Source organism: Perspicuibacillus lycopersici (assembly GCF_025660475.1).
GTDB lineage: Bacteria > Bacillota > Bacilli > Bacillales > Caldibacillaceae > Perspicuibacillus > Perspicuibacillus lycopersici.
The window spans coordinates 273761-291235 of the sequence record NZ_JAOUSF010000004.1 but is presented as its reverse complement, the minus strand read 5'-3'; the positions used below and the strand labels follow the sequence as shown (position 1 = coordinate 291235).

General features: G+C 37.1%; 14 protein-coding genes. 4 read left to right on the top strand and 10 right to left on the bottom strand.

Annotation, left to right across the window (positions count from 1 at the left end; all coding sequences use genetic code 11):
* Positions 1 to 227: 227 nt before the first annotated feature.
* Genes OEV98_RS13520 through wecB form a run of 7 tightly spaced genes read right to left on the bottom strand, consistent with a single transcriptional unit; the run spans position 228 to position 7346 of the window.
* Positions 228 to 1976 (bottom strand): glycosyltransferase family 2 protein, encoded by a 1749-nt coding sequence (locus tag OEV98_RS13520; protein WP_263073855.1) that lies wholly within the window; start codon positions 1974 to 1976, stop codon positions 228 to 230.
* Positions 1969 to 2712, bottom strand: coding sequence for a glycosyltransferase (locus OEV98_RS13515; protein ID WP_407676514.1), 744 nt, complete (start codon positions 2710 to 2712; stop codon positions 1969 to 1971). The genes OEV98_RS13520 and OEV98_RS13515 overlap by 8 nt, the downstream gene beginning before the upstream one ends.
* Positions 2713 to 2722: 10 nt before the next feature.
* Positions 2723 to 3514 (bottom strand): sulfotransferase family 2 domain-containing protein, encoded by a 792-nt coding sequence (locus tag OEV98_RS13510; protein WP_407676513.1) that lies wholly within the window; start codon positions 3512 to 3514, stop codon positions 2723 to 2725.
* 27 nt (positions 3515 to 3541) lie between these two features.
* Positions 3542 to 4447: an NAD-dependent epimerase/dehydratase family protein gene (locus OEV98_RS13505; RefSeq protein WP_263073852.1), complete on the bottom strand. Its 906-nt coding sequence runs from the start codon at positions 4445 to 4447 to the stop codon at positions 3542 to 3544.
* On the bottom strand, positions 4431 to 5276 hold the full coding sequence (locus OEV98_RS13500; RefSeq protein WP_263073850.1) for a dTDP-4-dehydrorhamnose reductase family protein: 846 nt from the start codon (positions 5274 to 5276) through the stop codon (positions 4431 to 4433). The genes OEV98_RS13505 and OEV98_RS13500 overlap by 17 nt, the downstream gene beginning before the upstream one ends.
* Positions 5276 to 6262 carry a polysaccharide biosynthesis protein gene (locus tag OEV98_RS13495; protein WP_263073849.1) on the bottom strand — a complete coding sequence of 329 codons (987 nt, stop codon included), beginning with the start codon at positions 6260 to 6262 and terminating at the stop codon, positions 5276 to 5278. Before OEV98_RS13495 ends, OEV98_RS13500 begins: the two co-directional genes overlap by 1 nt.
* Complete coding sequence (gene wecB / locus OEV98_RS13490; RefSeq protein ID WP_263073848.1) at positions 6255 to 7346, bottom strand: non-hydrolyzing UDP-N-acetylglucosamine 2-epimerase; 1092 nt, start codon at positions 7344 to 7346, stop codon at positions 6255 to 6257. The genes OEV98_RS13495 and wecB overlap by 8 nt, the downstream gene beginning before the upstream one ends.
* Positions 7347 to 7633: 287 nt before the next feature.
* Here wecB and cysC point away from each other — a divergent pair, with 287 nt between their 5' ends.
* The 4 genes from cysC (at position 7634) to OEV98_RS13470 (ending at position 11159) form a co-directional block, all read left to right on the top strand.
* A complete protein-coding gene (gene cysC, locus OEV98_RS13485; RefSeq protein ID WP_263073846.1) occupies positions 7634 to 8248 on the top strand; it encodes an adenylyl-sulfate kinase in 615 nt (204 codons plus the stop codon).
* Positions 8249 to 8331: 83 nt separating this feature from the next.
* Positions 8332 to 8736 carry a hypothetical protein gene (locus OEV98_RS13480; RefSeq protein WP_263073844.1) on the top strand — a complete coding sequence of 135 codons (405 nt, stop codon included), beginning with the start codon at positions 8332 to 8334 and terminating at the stop codon, positions 8734 to 8736.
* Positions 8737 to 8932: 196 nt separating this feature from the next.
* Positions 8933 to 10150: a S8 family peptidase gene (locus tag OEV98_RS13475; RefSeq protein WP_263073843.1), complete on the top strand. Its 1218-nt coding sequence runs from the start codon at positions 8933 to 8935 to the stop codon at positions 10148 to 10150.
* Positions 10151 to 10286: 136 nt separating this feature from the next.
* Positions 10287 to 11159 carry a sulfite exporter TauE/SafE family protein gene (locus OEV98_RS13470; RefSeq protein ID WP_263073977.1) on the top strand — a complete coding sequence of 291 codons (873 nt, stop codon included), beginning with the start codon at positions 10287 to 10289 and terminating at the stop codon, positions 11157 to 11159.
* A gap of 1294 nt (positions 11160 to 12453) precedes the next feature.
* On the opposite strand, the gene codA is transcribed toward OEV98_RS13470, so the two are convergent.
* The 3 genes from codA to OEV98_RS13455 all read right to left on the bottom strand — a co-directional run bounded on the left by codA (position 12454) and on the right by OEV98_RS13455 (position 17275).
* Positions 12454 to 13725 (bottom strand): cytosine deaminase, encoded by a 1272-nt coding sequence (gene codA, locus OEV98_RS13465; RefSeq protein ID WP_263073842.1) that lies wholly within the window; start codon positions 13723 to 13725, stop codon positions 12454 to 12456.
* Positions 13726 to 13741: 16 nt separating this feature from the next.
* The gene (codB, locus tag OEV98_RS13460) at positions 13742 to 14995 is read right to left on the bottom strand and encodes a cytosine permease (RefSeq protein ID WP_263073841.1); all 1254 of its coding nucleotides are present in this window, start codon (positions 14993 to 14995) and stop codon (positions 13742 to 13744) included.
* A gap of 450 nt (positions 14996 to 15445) precedes the next feature.
* On the bottom strand, positions 15446 to 17275 hold the full coding sequence (locus OEV98_RS13455; RefSeq protein WP_263073840.1) for an LTA synthase family protein: 1830 nt from the start codon (positions 17273 to 17275) through the stop codon (positions 15446 to 15448).
* Positions 17276 to 17475 lie beyond the last annotated feature (200 nt).

Genomic DNA, 17475 nt, shown 5'->3' with positions numbered 1-17475 from the left:
CTGGCTTCTTAATCTTTCAATATTTAGCCAATTCTCCTCACCACTGTGTTCCTGCGGGTTCTCGAGTCACGGACAATTCCCGCAGGAGTGCCCCTTCACTCCAATCAATTTTCAAAAGTATCCAATTCTTATTATTGGTATAGAAATTTTCCAAAAAATTCACTTATATCCTAGCCCATTTTTTCCGTTCATAAAAAAAGGAGGTGCTCTCCTCCCTTACTACGTTTCTATATTGTTAGTAAATAGTGAAATATTAAAAGGAATGGCTTGATTCTCTCATTATTCATCAAGCGGTTAGCTTCCGATTTGGCAAGCTCCGGATGAAATTTAGAGCCTTCGGTAAGATTCGTTATTTTTTCCCCGTTCCATAGCCTTCTTGCTATCGATTGGAGCATATCCTGAAATAAACCTTTAATGGATAAATAATCGGTTGGATCGTTTTCTTGCAAATATTGAAATGCCTCCAGTATCGAATTTATTTGTGGTAAGCCAATTCCTAAAAAGTGAAGTGCAAAGACTCTCATTTCCACTTCTTTATATTTTCTAAACATTCTTACAAAATTTCGCATTGCATCCATTTGGTTCGAAGCTGCAACTGGATGCTCCTGATGATAGCCTATCAAACTAGTATGGTTAATAAAGGAATACCCCTTCTTGTACAATCGATACCCCATTTCATGATCATCCCAACCGTATCCAGGGTATTCTTCAAATAGTCCTACTTCTCTAAACCCTTCAGCCTTCGCTGACACATTACCAGTGCAAAATAAAATCCATGGAAATTGAAAGCCTATTAGCTCATTACCAAATGTTTTAAATATCGTATCTCTGTAAATGGGAACAAATGGCTTTTCAAAGGAGTAATGAATATACGATTGATCATAAACATTTTCCTTCGTTAATAGTGTCCGCCGCTTGTTATTTTTTATCATTTCCTGCACATTAAAACGCTGATAAGGATTGTTTTGGACAATTTGTGTAAGCTGCTTCTTCTGCATCTCATTGTATTCCGGATAAAATCTTGTATAAACTCCATGAAGCACCAAACTTCCGGATACTACTAAGCGGTCCTTTTTCTTATGTGCCTGATAATGAATGTCAATAAAGTCTGGCTTTACGATTATTTCCGCATCGAGAAAAACGATTATTTCCCCGCTAGCTGCTTGCAGTCCTAAATTTCTCATATTTGGCCGACCGATATTATGATTGGATCGGATATACGTTATCGAGTAGGAAAAGGCAGAATCTCGCGGTATTTGGAATGTATTGTCTTGGGAACCATCATCACAAATGATAATTTCGAACTCCCGTTTATTAAAGGTCTGACATTCCAATGAGTGTAGCGTCATTAAAATATCCTGGTATTTATTATAGGTTGGCATGATTACCGTTACTTTTGGATTGAATGGACTGCCGTTTTTATAAACTACCCCTGATAAGAAATCACGGCTCCAAATAAGCGAATGCGGAAATGTATTCGAATGATATTCTTTCATCTGGACTATTTTTTCATGGCTAAAACTTTCTTTCCATAGCTGAATAGCGCGAATTTTCCCTTTGAAACACTCCCCTTTCTCATTACCGCCTATCATTCGGGAAGGATATATATGTGTATAGTTGCTTTTATTTCCTTGGGCAATTAATCTTCCATTTATATATAAAAATGGTTTTTTCTCAAGATAGACTAATACTAAATCTACCCATGTCGAAGTATCAACATGGGCTAGTATGACAGTATGATAGTGATTATCCCCATACTCGATTATTTTTATTTCATGACCATTCACTACTACACCGACACTTGCCGCACCCTTTTCAGTGGAATCAGGGGCGATTATAAATGGAAATGCCGCTGCATTGTACTGTGAATCTGGTAATATACTAATGCGGTAACTAAAGCTATCGGCTACTTCCATACGATTTATGCTAAAGCTGAGAAACTCATTTCCTTTAAAGGTAAAAGGAATATTAAACATCGTTTTTCATCCTTGTCTTTGTAATTAATCGCTCCAAATCTTGCCGATATTTTTCTTTAATCATTTTAAATTCCTCCATTTGTTCTAACCGATGAACTACTGATCCCATCTTTTTGTGGACACGATAATTAGTTAATGTAATATGATAATAGTGAATCGTTGCTTGCAAAGCTGCTCTGATCCAATAATCATAATCCTGAGTGTATTTTAATGTTTCATCAAAGAGTCCGACACGTTGGACTAATTTTTTTGACATCATAATCGTGCATCCATTGATTGGACAATAATTTTTCAATGATTCTACAAATTCCAGTGAACTCGTAAAATGCTTCCCTACATTAAAATTAATAATTTTATTATGTTCATCAATAATATTAAAATTTGTAAAACTAATTTCGGCCAGATTATTAAGCATGAGCTCCAACTGGGTTTCTACCTTTTTTTCATCAAATAAATCATCCGAGCTTAGCCAGGCAATATAGTCTCCCTTTGCATGTTTTAAGCCTTTGTTTAATGCCGCTGCAACTCCTTTGTTCTCTTGTTCCAAATAGATTATTTGGGAAAGATATGGTTTTACTAGCTCCGTATACATTGTCGAACCATCATTCACTACAATAATTTCTATATTTTTATAGGTTTGTCGTCGTACGCTTTCGATTGCTTGATTCACATACTGACAGTTATAAAAGGGAATAATTACACTGACAAGCGGCTGCCGTGTATTCAACCGGATCACTCCTTTCCATTCAAATACGATTCATCTGATAGTTATACATCTCAAAATCTCGCTTATATATACTATTAACTAAAGCAATCGTTTCCGGATTATAAAAGCTTCCATAGGTAGGTAATTGTGGATATTGCTTAAACGTTTCATAGGTCACTTCCATGTTTGCAAAATCCCCCTGCAATTTCATCGACTTTGATAGATGATGCGAGGATTTAGTCAATTGGGCGACGCTCGATTGTTTTAATCCATATTTCCTTTCCAATTCTCTTATTTGGGAGGTGAATTGTTCCAAATAAATATAATCTCGGACAAATTGCTCTTCTCCTTCCATATATTGCGGCATAAAATGATCATCTACTACTCCAGGGTAATCGCGTACATAAATCAAATATTGCTTAAAGGAAATACCCCTATTGCTAGCTTTATTGCCATAGAAAAATTCTCTAATTTTCTCCCATTCTTTTTCCCAATAGGGAATTCCTTTCGTCGAGGAAAGAATTAAAAACTGGCTAACAGCTCTTTTATAAGGATTGCGTACTAGTTTATAGGTGTCCTTTTGCCCCGATAGTAAACGATCGATCAATTCCTTTCGGTAACCAGGTCTGCTTTTATAAACTTCCTCTTCATAATAATGAATCCATGGATTATAGTTAGTAGCCTCATCAAGCAATCCGATTTGAAAAAAGAACCATTTCAATAATGTCGTACAGCCGCTTTTTTGACTCCAAAAGAGAATAATAGGAAAATCCTTATGGTAGTTTGGTACACGAAACCGGATCAGTTCCTGCAATAGCTTCTCTTTATCCAATCCTATCGACTCCATTCGTAATTGTTTTTATACTGGCTTTTCGATTTTACGATAATAATCCAGTATGTCCGCCAGTGATTCATCAAGAGCTATTTGCGGTCTCCAGCCAAGTGCGGATAATTTGTCAGGATTGCCAGTAAAAATATCTCCTGCTGTATTACTTTTAGTTAATACATTAAATTTCGCTTTTGTGTGTCGCTTCAAATAGTGAATGATGTCTCCTAATGATCTACTAGTTCCTGAGACAATTTCATATTCTTCACCACACTTCCCGCGTTCCAATAGCACACCATATCCTCTCACTGCATCACGTACGTCCAAGAAATCCCTTCTGACATGTACATTAGTCACTTCAAGAATCCCTTCTTCTTCACTTTTTTCGATTTCCACGAGTTGTTTTGCAAAAATAGCACATACCCCATTTGATTCTCCTGGACCAATCAAATTTGCTGGTTTTGCGATAATAATATTCAGTTGATAAAGTGCTAGCCATGCTTTAGCGATCATGATTTGAAGTGTTTTACTGAAGCTATAAGGGTGGGGTAATGTTTCAAAATTTTGTGGTTCAAACTGTAAGACGGATCCTGTGATAATCATTTTACAAGCTGGATTTACCTGACGGATTGCATCGACTAAGTATAATGTTGATAAAGCATTCGTTTCCACTGTTTGGACAGGCTGGACCCAAGAGTTTCCTACATGGTTTTGCGCAGCTAAATGCAAAACATAATCCGGACATACCGTTCGGATAACGTCATCGACCTCCTCTTTATTCACTAAATCACACTGGATTTGCTTCGAAGCTTTGAGGTCATTGGCCTTGTTTCTTGTGATGCCAATGACCTCGTAGCCATTTTTTTCGAAGTATTGACAAGCATGCCTTCCAGTAAATCCTGCTGCTCCTGTAATGACGAGCTTAGGACGACCACTCATCATGATCCATCCAATCCTTTAATTCCATAACCATCCTTTCGTAATTAGGCAGCCGGTAAACAAAATCTGTTCGTGTATTTTTAATCGTTCGATCAACAACTATTTGATCATCAGGAATTATTTCAATCTCTTCCTTTTGAAAAATTCTTTTTATTAGCAGTAGGAGGTCCAGCTTTGAAATTTTTTTCTCCATCCCTAAATGATATAGACCTGTCACCTTTTCTTTAATCATGCTATCGACTGCTTTTGCTAATTCCAGTGTCGTAACCCCGTTCCAAAGTGCTTTTTGGTAACCTTTAATTTGACCCTTCTGCTTCATAAACCATAAAAATAATCCAATACCATCTTCTTTTAGTTCCGGACCAATGATTGATGTTCGGATCGTTAAATGCTTATGATCGACTACCTCCCCCATTCGTTTCGTTTTCGCGTAAACAGAAGTGCCATCTGGAGGATCGCTTTCTGTGTAACTTCCTTTACTTCCGGAAAAAACACAATCGGTGCTGATGTGAATTAATTTCCCTTCATTTCTTTCTGCCAATTTTGCTAGCTGATGGGGTAAAACACTATTCATTTGAAAGGCTAATGGAGGATTATTCTCTGCTTTATCATTCAAAATTCCGATACAATTGATAATAATATCAGGCTTAAGTTCATCGACTGTATCCTCGACAATCTGTTGATCAGTCGCATCTAAATAAATTGCTTCTCGATCTTTTTCTTGTCGGTTCCTCGATGTATAGTAGACGATATACTCAGGCTTCCTTTTAAAATAGGAGACTAGCATATGTCCCGCCATCCCTTTGCCGCCTAAAATTAATAGTTTCATTAAATAAACCTACCCTTCTTTAACATCACTCGTATTTCTTCTTTACTCATTAATTCCTTGCTAGAATTATAGTTAAGGAGATTGGCAAGTTTATAGTTTGCGTATTTTTCCTTTAAGCCTTCAATATGAATTGGCGGCAAAATAACAAAGTACTCTTTATCGTAGGCAATCGTATTTTTGCTTTCATATTCGGAAAGTAGTAGCTCATGTATTTTTTCCCCTGGACGAACTCCGAGAATTTCCATCTCTACATCCGTCTTACCTGAATCTTCAATGAGTACCTGCGCTAAATCGATAATTTTACAGGCAGGCATTTTCATAACAAAAATTTCCCCGCCGATACTTTCACGCGTTGCTTTAAATACGAGTTTAATTGCTTCTTCTAACGTTAAAAAGAATCGCGTCATATTCAAATCGGTAATGCCGATTTTCCCCTTTTCCTGGATTTGTCTTTTAAATACGTGAATGACACTTCCATTAGTACCAAGGACATTACCACCGCGAATACATACAAATTTTGTTTTCGAATTTAATGTGTTCGCATGAATGATTAGACGCTCACCCATCGCCTTTGACAAACCATAAAAATTGGATGGGTTCGATGCCTTATCTGTTGAAATATAGACAACTGTACTTACATTGCAGGCAATTGCAGCATCAATTACATTTTGCGTTCCGTTAACATTCGTTTTTAACGCTTCGAGCGGTTGATTCTCACAAACGGGAACATGCTTTAATGCTGCTAAATGGAAAACATAATCTACTCCTTCACAGGCATCGATTAATTCCTCCTTTTCTCGAATATCACCAATTATAAAATGCAAAAGTGGATTATTATCAAATTCCTGTTTCATTGTAAATTGATTAGATTCATTACGCGAAAAGATTCTAATTTCTTTTGGATGATAATCTAGCAATTGTTTCACTAATTCATATCCCCAAGAACCTGTTCCACCTGTTACTAGTATCGTTTTATTTTTAAACATTCTTCATTCCTCCGAATAAGACTTTAATGACTCGATCTGAAACATTTTTATATTGATAGCCCTCTGGTATCTCCCAAGTATGTGGCATGTTAAGCATAGCGTTTAAACAATTTGCAATATTTTTCGCATCAATGCCTGATACTACATTGCTCCCGCATTCTACTGTTTCCGGGCGCTCCGTAGTCTTGCGAATCGTAACAGTAGGCACATGAAATAAACAACATTCCTCTTGAACGGTTCCGCTATCGGTTAAGACCGCTAATGCATTTTGCTCTAGCTTTACAAAATCAAAAAATCCAAATGGTTCATAGAATTCAACGTTTGGATGCATGTGAATGGAAGATGATTTATCGATACGCGATCTCGTCCGAGGATGAATACTGCAAATAATGCGTTTTTGATACATCTCCGCAATATTATTTATAGCGGTCAAAATTTCCTTTAATCTTCCTTCATTATCAACATTTTCTGCGCGGTGCGCCGTCAATAAAAAGTAGTCTCTTTTATTTAGGCTCAATTTTTCTAAAATTTGGCTACCTTCTATTTCTTCATTGTAATGCTGCAATACTTCATAAATTGGATTTCCGGAAACGATAATTCGAGTACTTGCGATACCCTCTCTTAGGAGATTTTCCTTGCTTTGTGGTGTATAGGGGAGATTCATGCTAGAAATTGCATCAATAACTTTCCGGTTCTTTTCTTCCGGAACCTCTAAATCAAAGCACCTGTTACCAGCCTCCATATGAACAACAGGAATGCCCATTCGTTCTACTAAAACAGCACTTAGCCCACTGTTTGTGTCTCCGAGTACTAGAACCTTATCGGGTTTTTCCTTCAGAAGAAGTTCCTCTAGTCCTTTATAAATGACTGATAACTGTTCCCCTAAACTATGCTGCTCATTAAGAAGAACTACATCCGGTTTTCTGATTTTCATTTCTTTGAAAAACATTTCACTTAAGCTGTCAGTGAAATTCTGTCCAGTATGAACCAGAATGTGTTTTTCAGCCAATTCATCTAATTTTTTTATAATGATGCTAAGCCTTATAATTTCTGGTCTAGTTCCAAGAATGGTCATTATTTTCATATACAAAGCTCCCAACGTTTATTATCATTCTCATATTTACATTATGCTCGTATCTGCTAAATGTTTTAGGCGTATCTTTTATTTTCGATACATGCTACTGAAAATAAGCACTAGTAAATACTGCAATACAAGGCAATTACAATATGCAAAGTGGAATATCCGGCATATAGTATAGTAATTTGACCGTAAGTAGATTACTTGTGCATCACAATATCCATTCTTCTACTGGTTAATTTTCTCATTCAAATGATAGAGCCTTCCCATAGCAAAAAGAGAGGATGATATATATGGAGAACAATAGGGAGCGTAATATTATTTCCCAGCCGTCGTCCATTTCAAAAGCGGACAGACAAATATTACACCGGCATAAAAGTGTGATGTTATGGTTTACAGGTCTATCAGGATCTGGAAAGTCTACGATTGCAAATAAACTGCAAAACGAATTATATAAAAGAGGAATCAGTGTTTATATTTTAGATGGCGATAATTTACGGCAAGGGATTAATAAAAATTTATCGTTTTCTGTTGAGGATCGAAAAGAAAATATAAGAGTAACAGCTGAAATCGGAAAGCTATTCGTCGATGCCGGAATAGTAGTGATTGCTGCATTAATTTCTCCCTTTAAAGAGGATCGCCAAAATGCTAGAGCAATATTTGATCCGGATGAATTTGTAGAAGTATACGTAAAGTGCACATTGGAGGAATGTGAAAATCGCGATCCAAAAGGGCTGTATAAAAAGGTGAGAAATGGAGAAATCCAAAAGTTTACAGGCTTTGATCAACCATATGAACAACCGAGTAATCCAGAGCTTACAATTGATACGAGTAAGCTATCCGTCGATCAGTCTGTCGAAAAGCTTCTCACTTATTTATTCAATTCGTATGGTTTGAAACAGCTTTAAGCACTCTTACTATTTTTTTACCTAGAGGTGAAATATTAATTAATAGAAGACTTCCCTCATATTTATTGGAAGGAGGTGAAAAAATGGCTTCTTTAATATCTGTAGGCTCCAGTGTGCCATCTAATGGCAATTCACCTTATCGAATTAATGTTAGTGACATTCCTGTTAGACTTGCTGCATTTGGCCTCATCGCACCAAGCGGTTCCAATCGTATTTTTCTTAACGCAACCGTTGGTATTCAGTCCACCTTGGTAAATCCCACTTTAGTCTTCCAAATTTTACGTGACAATTCCGAAGTAATCACAACGATTCGACAGCAAGTACTATTAACTGCAAATCAGTACCAAGTGATTTCATTTAATGCAGTAGATATCGATGTGCCAGCTGGAAACCATGGTTATGCGATTACAGCGACAGTAGAAGGCTTACTTGCAAATGCTGTCATTACAGGGCCAATTATTTTTTCAGGAGAATCTTATTCTTTTTAAAAGTTCAGTGGCTAGCAATGGGATTGATAATCCTTGCTAGCTACTACCATATATCCCCGAAACTTTTTATACTTTTTTCAAATTCCCCCACTTTGTTTAACTTGAAAATCCATGATTGTCAGCAGTCAAGTATCTATACCATTTAGTTGCTAGATTCATAGAATATGATGTACGAGTGGAAAGGAGGAATTTTTTTATGAAAAGTTTAACCGATCCTATTATTTCTAGCTTTCTTAAAAATAATGATCATAATGTTCAATTACCGGTAGTAATTGTTTTACACGATTCGTGCGGAGCAGATCATATTTCACAGTTATGCACAGTACAGGATTCCGATCAGCCGACACATCATTTACGAGAGGTAAAGCAATTTACTGGTAGGTTTTGTGCTGGCACGATACGCCAATTACTGGAGCATCCTGATGTGAAACATATACATCCAGATTATCAAGTAAGAGCAAATCTAAATGTGGCAACAACTACTATTGGCGCTAAGCAGGCAAACCAAAATCTTGGTCTCACTGGAAAAGGAATTACAGTTTCTGTAATTGATACAGGTATATATCCACATTATGATTTAATCTACCCTACTAACCGAATTGTAGGCTTTCGGGATTTTGTTAATGGACAAACCGTTCCATATGATGATAATGGTCATGGCACACATGTAGCAGGAGCTATCGCTGGAAATGGTGCAGCCTCCAGCCAATATTATAGTGGTGTTGCACCTGAAGCAAATATTGTAGGGGTGAAGGTTTTAGATAATCAAGGAAATGGTTTATTATCCAATGTAATCGCCGGTATTAACTGGTCAATTGAAAATCGATTACGATTAGGTATTCGAATTATTAATCTTTCACTTGGAGCCACCCCGACGACTTCTTATACGCAGGATCCCCTTGCCCTTGCTTGTGAGCGGGCATGGCGTGCAGGGATTGTTGTTGTTGCAGCAGCTGGAAATTCTGGACCGAGCGGAACAATCGATACTCCGGGATATGATCCGATTATCTTGACGGTCGGCGCTGCCAATGACCGGAACACCATTGGTTTACAGGATGATGTCCCCGCAGACTATACGAGCACAAAACCGACTGTCGATGGATTCATTAAGCCTGATATTGCCGTACCAGGAACAGACATTACATCATTGCTATCACCAAATTCCTTACTAGCGAATCAGCATCCTGAAAGTAGAGTCGGACCACATTATTTAACATTATCAGGAACATCGATGGCTACTGGTATTGCATCCGGAATAGTGGCCTTAATGCTACAAGCCTCTCCGCCATACACTCCAGATATCGTCAAAGTTCGGTTGATGGAATCTAGTAAATTTCTTACCCCTCCATTTGTCGGATATTCGCTTGTCACGTCTCTGTTTAATATGACGAGGAATTACAACAGTCTAAGCTAATCGAACTGTAGGTACACGTAGTTTCTAAAATGAAACGATGACTGGAAAAACAAAAGGAAAAATTTAATCATTGGCAATACGTAAAATTGCCAATGATTCTGAATCTTTCTAGCAGATTTAAAAAGGAGTGATAGTAATTAACAAACTTATTATATTAGCGATTATCGGGCTTGTAGCACAATTAATTGACGGTTCATTAGGAATGGCATACGGGGTTACTTCCACATCGTTATTGCTTATGTTTGGAATCTCCCCTGCGGTTGCTTCCGCATCCATTCATATGGCCGAGGTTATTACAACTGCTGCATCAGGGATATCACATATTCGCTTTGGAAACGTAGATAAAAAAATCGTCTATCGCTTAATTATCCCAGGATCCATTGGCGCATTTTTAGGTGCATGCTTCTTAAGCGCAATACCTGGGGAAGTAATCAAACCGTTCATTTCGATTTTCTTATTAATTTTAGGGATATTTGTTATTTACCGATTTCTCTTTAAATGGAACAAAAGTTTATCGAAAAAGAAATGGACGAAAAAAAGATTTATCCCTCTCGGCTTTATCGCAGGATTTTTCGATGCTACAGGAGGTGGAGGATGGGGTCCAATAACTACACCCATTCTATTAACAGATAATCAGATGGAACCAAGAAAAGTAATTAGTTCTGTTGACACAAGTGAATTTGCCATTGCCATTTCATCGACAGTAGGCTTCCTTCTTACATTAGGTTGGTCAACAATCCATCTTCCATGGGTTTTAGGGTTAATGATTGGTGGAATTATAGCAGCACCAATTGCAGCTTGGTTAGTTAAAGTAATGCCTACTAATCTATTAGGAACACTTGTCGGTGGTATCATCATTATGACAAATCTCCGTACACTTTTATTAGCAATAAATCTCCCATCCATCGTTAACCTTTATATCTATAGTATTCTTGGAATGTTATGGCTAACTGCCATTTGCTTTGTTTTATGGAAATTGAAAAAGGAGAAGGGGTTATCAGGAAAGTGAGCTTGGTAACACGGGGAAATCCGGTTGATGGAAGGGACCAAAGGGATTTGGCGCTGAAGATTTAGCTGAAATCCGATTGAAGGAGGGTAGCAAACGGAAAGTGCTAAAATTCAGGATGAAATACCCTTGATGGCTGGTAGCAAACGGAAAGTGGGCTAGAATCAGGATGAAATCTCCTTGATAGAGGGTATTAACGGGAAAGTAACTATAAAATCTTGCCAATTTCCGTTTGGCAGTTGTTATCTAACGGAAAGCTACCACAATTTCTTGCCAATTTCTTTTTGACAGTTGCCTTCTAACGGAAAGTTACCATTATTTCTTGCCAATTTCCTTTTGACAGTGGCCTTCTAACGGAAAGCTACCATTATTTCTTGCCAATTTCTTTTTGACAGTGGCCATCTAACGGAAAGCTACCATTATTTCTTGCCAATTTCCTTTTGACAGTGGCCTTCTAACGGAAAGCTACCATTATTTCTTGCTAAATTCCTTTTGACAGTGCCTTTCTAACGGAAAGTTACGATTATTTCTTGCCAATTTCCTTTTGACAGTTGCCTTCTAACGGAAAGTTACCATTATTTCTTGCTAAATTCCTTTTGACAGTTGCCTTCTAACGGAAAGCTACCATTATTTCTTGCCAATTTCCTTTTGACAGTTGCCTTCTAACGGAAAGTTACCATTATTTCTTGCTAAATTCCTTTTGACAGAGGCCTTCTAACGGAAAGCTACCATTATTTCTTGCTAAATTCCTTTTGACAGTTGCCTTCTAACGGAAAGCAAACGTTATTTCTTGCTAAATTCCTTTTGACAGTGCCTTTCTAACGGAAAGCTACCATTATTTCTTGCCAATTTCCTTTTGACAGTGGCCTTCTAACGGAAAGCTACCATTATTTCTTGCCAATTTCCTTTTGACAGTGCCTTTCTAACGGAAAGTTAACAAAAATTCATGACAAAATCCTTTTGACATTTGCCTTCTAACGGAAAGCTACCATTATTTCTTGCTAAATTCCTTTTGACAGTGCCTTTCTAACGGAAAGTTACCATTATTTCTTCCCAATTTCCTTTTGACAGTGCCTTTCTAACGGAAAGCTACCATTATTTCTTCCCAATTTCCTTTTGACAGTTGCCTTCTAACGGAAAGCTACCATTATTTCTTGCCAATTTCCTTTTGACAGTTGCCATCTAACGGAAAGCAAACATAAAATCCATCCCAAATTCCGTTTGATGAAACGGACCAAACAAAATACAAGCAAGAAATAATAAATGGGGCAGTCCAATTGGAACTGCCCCTTCGCATTTATTTTGTAAAATTCACGACTTCCGTTGCATCTGCTAATGTTATTGCTGACCGACTTGGTTTCGTTTCCGCTAATAGTTTCCCGTTACGGAAGGAATAGCGTACGGCTGCTTGTTTACGAATTACTTCATATTCATTTTCTCCATATAGTACGATAAAGTTTGCTGGCTTTCCATGTTCAATACCATATTTGTCTTCCATATGAAGAGTTTTTGCACTGTTAGCAGTAACCAAATCAATCGAATTTACGATTTGATCATAGCCCATTAATTGTGACACATGAATTCCCATATGAAGCACTTGCATCATATTGCCGGTACCTAATGGATACCAAGGATCAAAAATATCATCAGAGCCAAAGCATACATTTAATCCTGCTTCTAATAATTCCTTCACTCGTGTTAGTCCACGACGCTTCGGATACGTATCAAAACGACCTTGGAGATGGATATTTACAAGCGGATTGGAAACAAAGTTTATTCCAGATAGCTTCAACAAACGGAATAATTTGTAGGCATAGGCATCATTGTAGGAGCCCATTGCCGTTGTATGACTTGCCGTCGTCTTCTCTCCCCAGCCACGTTCATATGCCTCTTTCGCAACTACTTCAACGAACCTAGACTGTTCATCATCAATCTCATCACAATGAACATCGACCAGCTTATTATATTTTTCCGCTAAGTCAAATGCAATTTTTAACGATTCGACCCCATACTCACGAGTGAACTCGTAATGTGGAATCGCACCAACAGCATCCGCACCTAGCTTTAACGCTTCCTCTAGCAGTTCGGCACCATTTGGATAGGAAAGAATCCCTTCCTGAGGAAATGCAACAATTTGAATATCAATATAATCTGCCATCTCTTTTTTCAATTCAAGCAATGCCTTTAACGCTGTTAGCTTTGGATCTGTTACATCAACATGTGTACGGACAAAGCCGACGCCTTGAGCTATTTGCCATTTCAGTACTTTTTTCGCACGTGCTTTAACGTCCTCATGTGTTAACGACTCTTTACGCTGTGCCCAACGCTGAATGCCTTCAAACAAAGTACCACTAATGTTCCATTCTGGCTCTCCAGCAGTCAATGTTGTATCAAGATGGATATGTGGTTCAATGTATGGAGGTAACACAAGTGAGCCGTCCACATTTATTACTTGCTCATGAAGTTCAGCTTCCATAGGATTTTGGGTAATCGAAGCAAACACACCATCTGTTACTTTAATATTCCATAGCCCATCTTTTCCACGTAATTTTGCATTTTGTATTATCATTTAGGATCACCCTTACTTATTTTTGTTTTACTGCTACTTTTACAGCTCCAATATTAGGAACGAGCTTCATTAATACAGTGTAGACAATTCCAGTACCGATTAATGCGTTTAATGGTGTAATGCCAGGAGCTAGCTGTGCAACCGCAACACCAATTGCCCATGCAACAAGTGCAATCCAGTTAACTTGTTGGAACACCATGGTTTCATATTTTTCATAGTTTCTACGTTTAACAATAAAGTAGTCTGCTAAAATAATCGCACCGATCGATGGGATTGCTAACCCTAAAACGTTTAAGAAGCTTGTAAAATTGTTATACATCCACATAGCAAACACCGTACCAATTAGACCGTTTATAATAACAAACACTTTTTTCGGGATGTTGGTAATATTGGCAAATCCTAATCCAGAAGCATATAGTGCATTATCATTTGTTGTCCATATATTTAATCCTAACACGATAATTGCTGGAATCATTAATCCTTGTAAAAATAATACATCAGAAATATCGGATAATCCGTAAGACATCGCACCTACTGCTCCGAAAACAAACATTAAGGAGTTCCCGATGAAGAATGCAATAACTGTTGCGATAACTGCTGCGCGAGGCTTTGCAGAAAAACGGGTAAAGTCTGGCGTCAACGTTCCTGCACTTATAAACGAGCCGATACAGATGGCAAGTGCTGCCGCTGTTGTCATCGTTTGTTCAGGCTCATATGCAAACAATCCTTGGAGCCCACCGATAGAATTTGTTGCTTCTGTTACAGAATAGCCTCCTAAAATTGTAATTAATGGTATGGCGACATAGCTTAAAATTACGAGAGCTTTCATTCCAAAGATTGAAGTTATCGTCATTGCGATTCCGAAGATGAAAATTAGTGCATAAACATTCCAATCTAGCATATTAGCAACCGGAATGGCAAACATTGCAACCCCAACTCCAAACCAACCAACTTGCGTAAAGCCAAGTAAAAAGGATGGTAAGTACGATCCTTTTTCACCAAAAGAATATTTTGCTAATAAATGCGTGGATAATCCTGTCTTCGAAGCGATATAAGAAAGTGCGCCGGTATAAACGCCAAGTGCTAAGTTCCCTAATAATACGATCATAATAAACTCACGAAATGATAAGGCAACACCAAGTTGACCACCAGCTAGCATACTAGCAGAGAAAAAGGTTAGCCCTAGCATAACTGCGAGTGTTTTCCAAAAGCTTTGTCTACTACCTGTTGGCACTGCTTGCCAAGAAAATTCTGAATCTGTTTTTTTCATAGGTATCCCTCCAAGATTGTATTGATACCCGGCTTCAAGACAAAAAAAGAGACTAATCACCAGAATCCTGACAATTAGCCTCTTTCATTATGAACAAAGAATCGCGCACACAGCAAACCATTGCTCATAAAATCCCGTAGCCCTTGCCAGCCTCTCTGGACTGAATTAAAGGTACCATTTATTAAATTATTGTTATTCTAACATAATGATAGAATAGGTGCAATAGAATTTATGAATAAATATTTAATTTATTTTTTTTGTGAAAAAATTTGTTTAACATAATAGTAATTGTTTATGGATGAAAAAATGATAGTTTAGTTAATTGTCATTAATTAAATTAAAAACCAACTGAAGCAAAAGTAATTGTCCTTTGCCAATTGGTTCTTATGTTCCCCCCATATTTCAATAAAACTGCTCAATCATCCCATTGTATTCCTTAAACTCTAATCCTTATTTTGTCATTTTTTCAATTAAGTTATGTTCTATAATCAAATCGGAAACTTGGAGTGCCTGCATGCTTTCTTTAAACCCTTCCTGGCAATCAGTCACTTTCGTTAGTTCCTTCGTCTTCCTTCGATAACAAACTCCATCTGCAAAAACCCCTGTTCCAGCAGCTTCGTAATAATAATCATTGCTAATTGCAGATCCATTTCGGAGGACTACCCATTTATCTTTCATTGTGAATATATTATCTCCCATAACATAATAGCCATTATCCCCCATCCCTAGTAGGTGAAGTATTGTTGGTGTGATATCGATTTGTCCTGCAACACCTTCGATAACTAAAGGATTTATATTTGGTACATGAATATATAGCGGGACTTTTTTATGTAGCTCTGATTTTAATAAAGATTCTATACCTAGCCTTTCGTAAAACTCATCGCTAAATTTTATCCCCGCATCATGATCACCATAAAGTACAAGTACAGTGTTATCCCATAATTTTTCCACCTTTAGTTTGTTAATTAGTTCCCCAATTGCCGTATCGACATAGTGGATTGCCTGCAAATAATTGTTTTCGATTTCTATTCCTGCTTCTAGCTTTAATGTTTTATATGAATTTTGAATTGTATATGGATGATGACTTGATAACCCAACAATGAAGCTATAGAATGGCTGTGTTCCCTTGATTTTATCAATCCCTTGTAAAAATAATTCTTTGTCACTTAAAGCCCATCCAACCGTTTCATTTTCATTAAAGTCCTCCATACTATAAAACCTATCAAATGGATAGTGGTGATACATCAAATTGCGGTTCCAAAAACTTTTTTCATACGCATGTAGTGCAAAAGTATGATAACCTTTTGCCTTTAATATTTTTGGTAATGAATCAAATGCATTTTGATAATAAAGTTGATAGACAGAGCCATTCGCGATTGGAAATAAAGAAGCATTTGCTAAAAATTCCGCATCACTCGTTCTTCCTTGTGCTGTTTGCCAATAAAAATTTTCTACATATATCCCCTCTTTGATGAGGGAATTGAGGTTCGGTGTAATAGCCTGGCCATTTATTTGTTTATTAATAAAAAATGACTCGAATGCTTCTAGCTGAACGACCATCAAATTTTTCCCTTTTGCTACACCAAATGGGACAAGTGCCTCTTTTCTATTTTCTCCTTTGGCAAACCATGCTTTTACTTCTTCCAGCTCTTGATCTGTTATTTGTTTATGTAACCAGGAATTTTTTACACCTTTATACAGATCATAGCTGTGAAACCCGAGTAACCCAACGACATTATAGATAGACTCGTTCCACCAATTATTGAGAAATAAATTTGTTCCGGCTTTTTCAATATACCGATGAATCGGGGGCACTGTTAGGCATATACCGAGAAGCAATGTCAAGCTAGCTGCAATTATCCGCTTTTCCACCGCAATTTTTTTAGGCATTCGCATGAAAACGTTTAGCAACATAATCGGTTGGTCTACAAAAAATAATAGATCCATCCATTTTAAAAGACTAAAAATACTTCCAGTAAGAGAATCAACTTGAAAAGCCTGCCTCAAAACGGAGAATGTAATAAAATCATGAAAATAGCGAAAATACAATGCATCGCTCAGCAATAGCATACTAATAGTAAAGCTTAATATAAGCATGCATAGTTTCCATGCCTTTGTTCGTAAAAATACGAGCCAAAAGGAGAAAATAAGGATACTTCCTATCGTCACGGATAAAAACGGCAAACTGGTATATTTAATTTCCAAATCATAGCCGAAATATAGTAATTTTAGTCCAGTAATGACGATAAAAAAAATATAAAATAAATAATTGAAAAGCAAATTCTCACCTTCATTATTAAATAAATCTCACATTCCTAAAATTTCCGTTCCCTCTTTTAATCTCCCACTATTTCTCTAGTTTTACTCCTAGTAAAACCATTTTTTGCCGAAATAACCCATTTGTTTAACAGCGAGAAAACACTAACAAAAATTCTAGCGAATATAGGTTAATTTTTCATTTTATTGGAAAAATAACATAA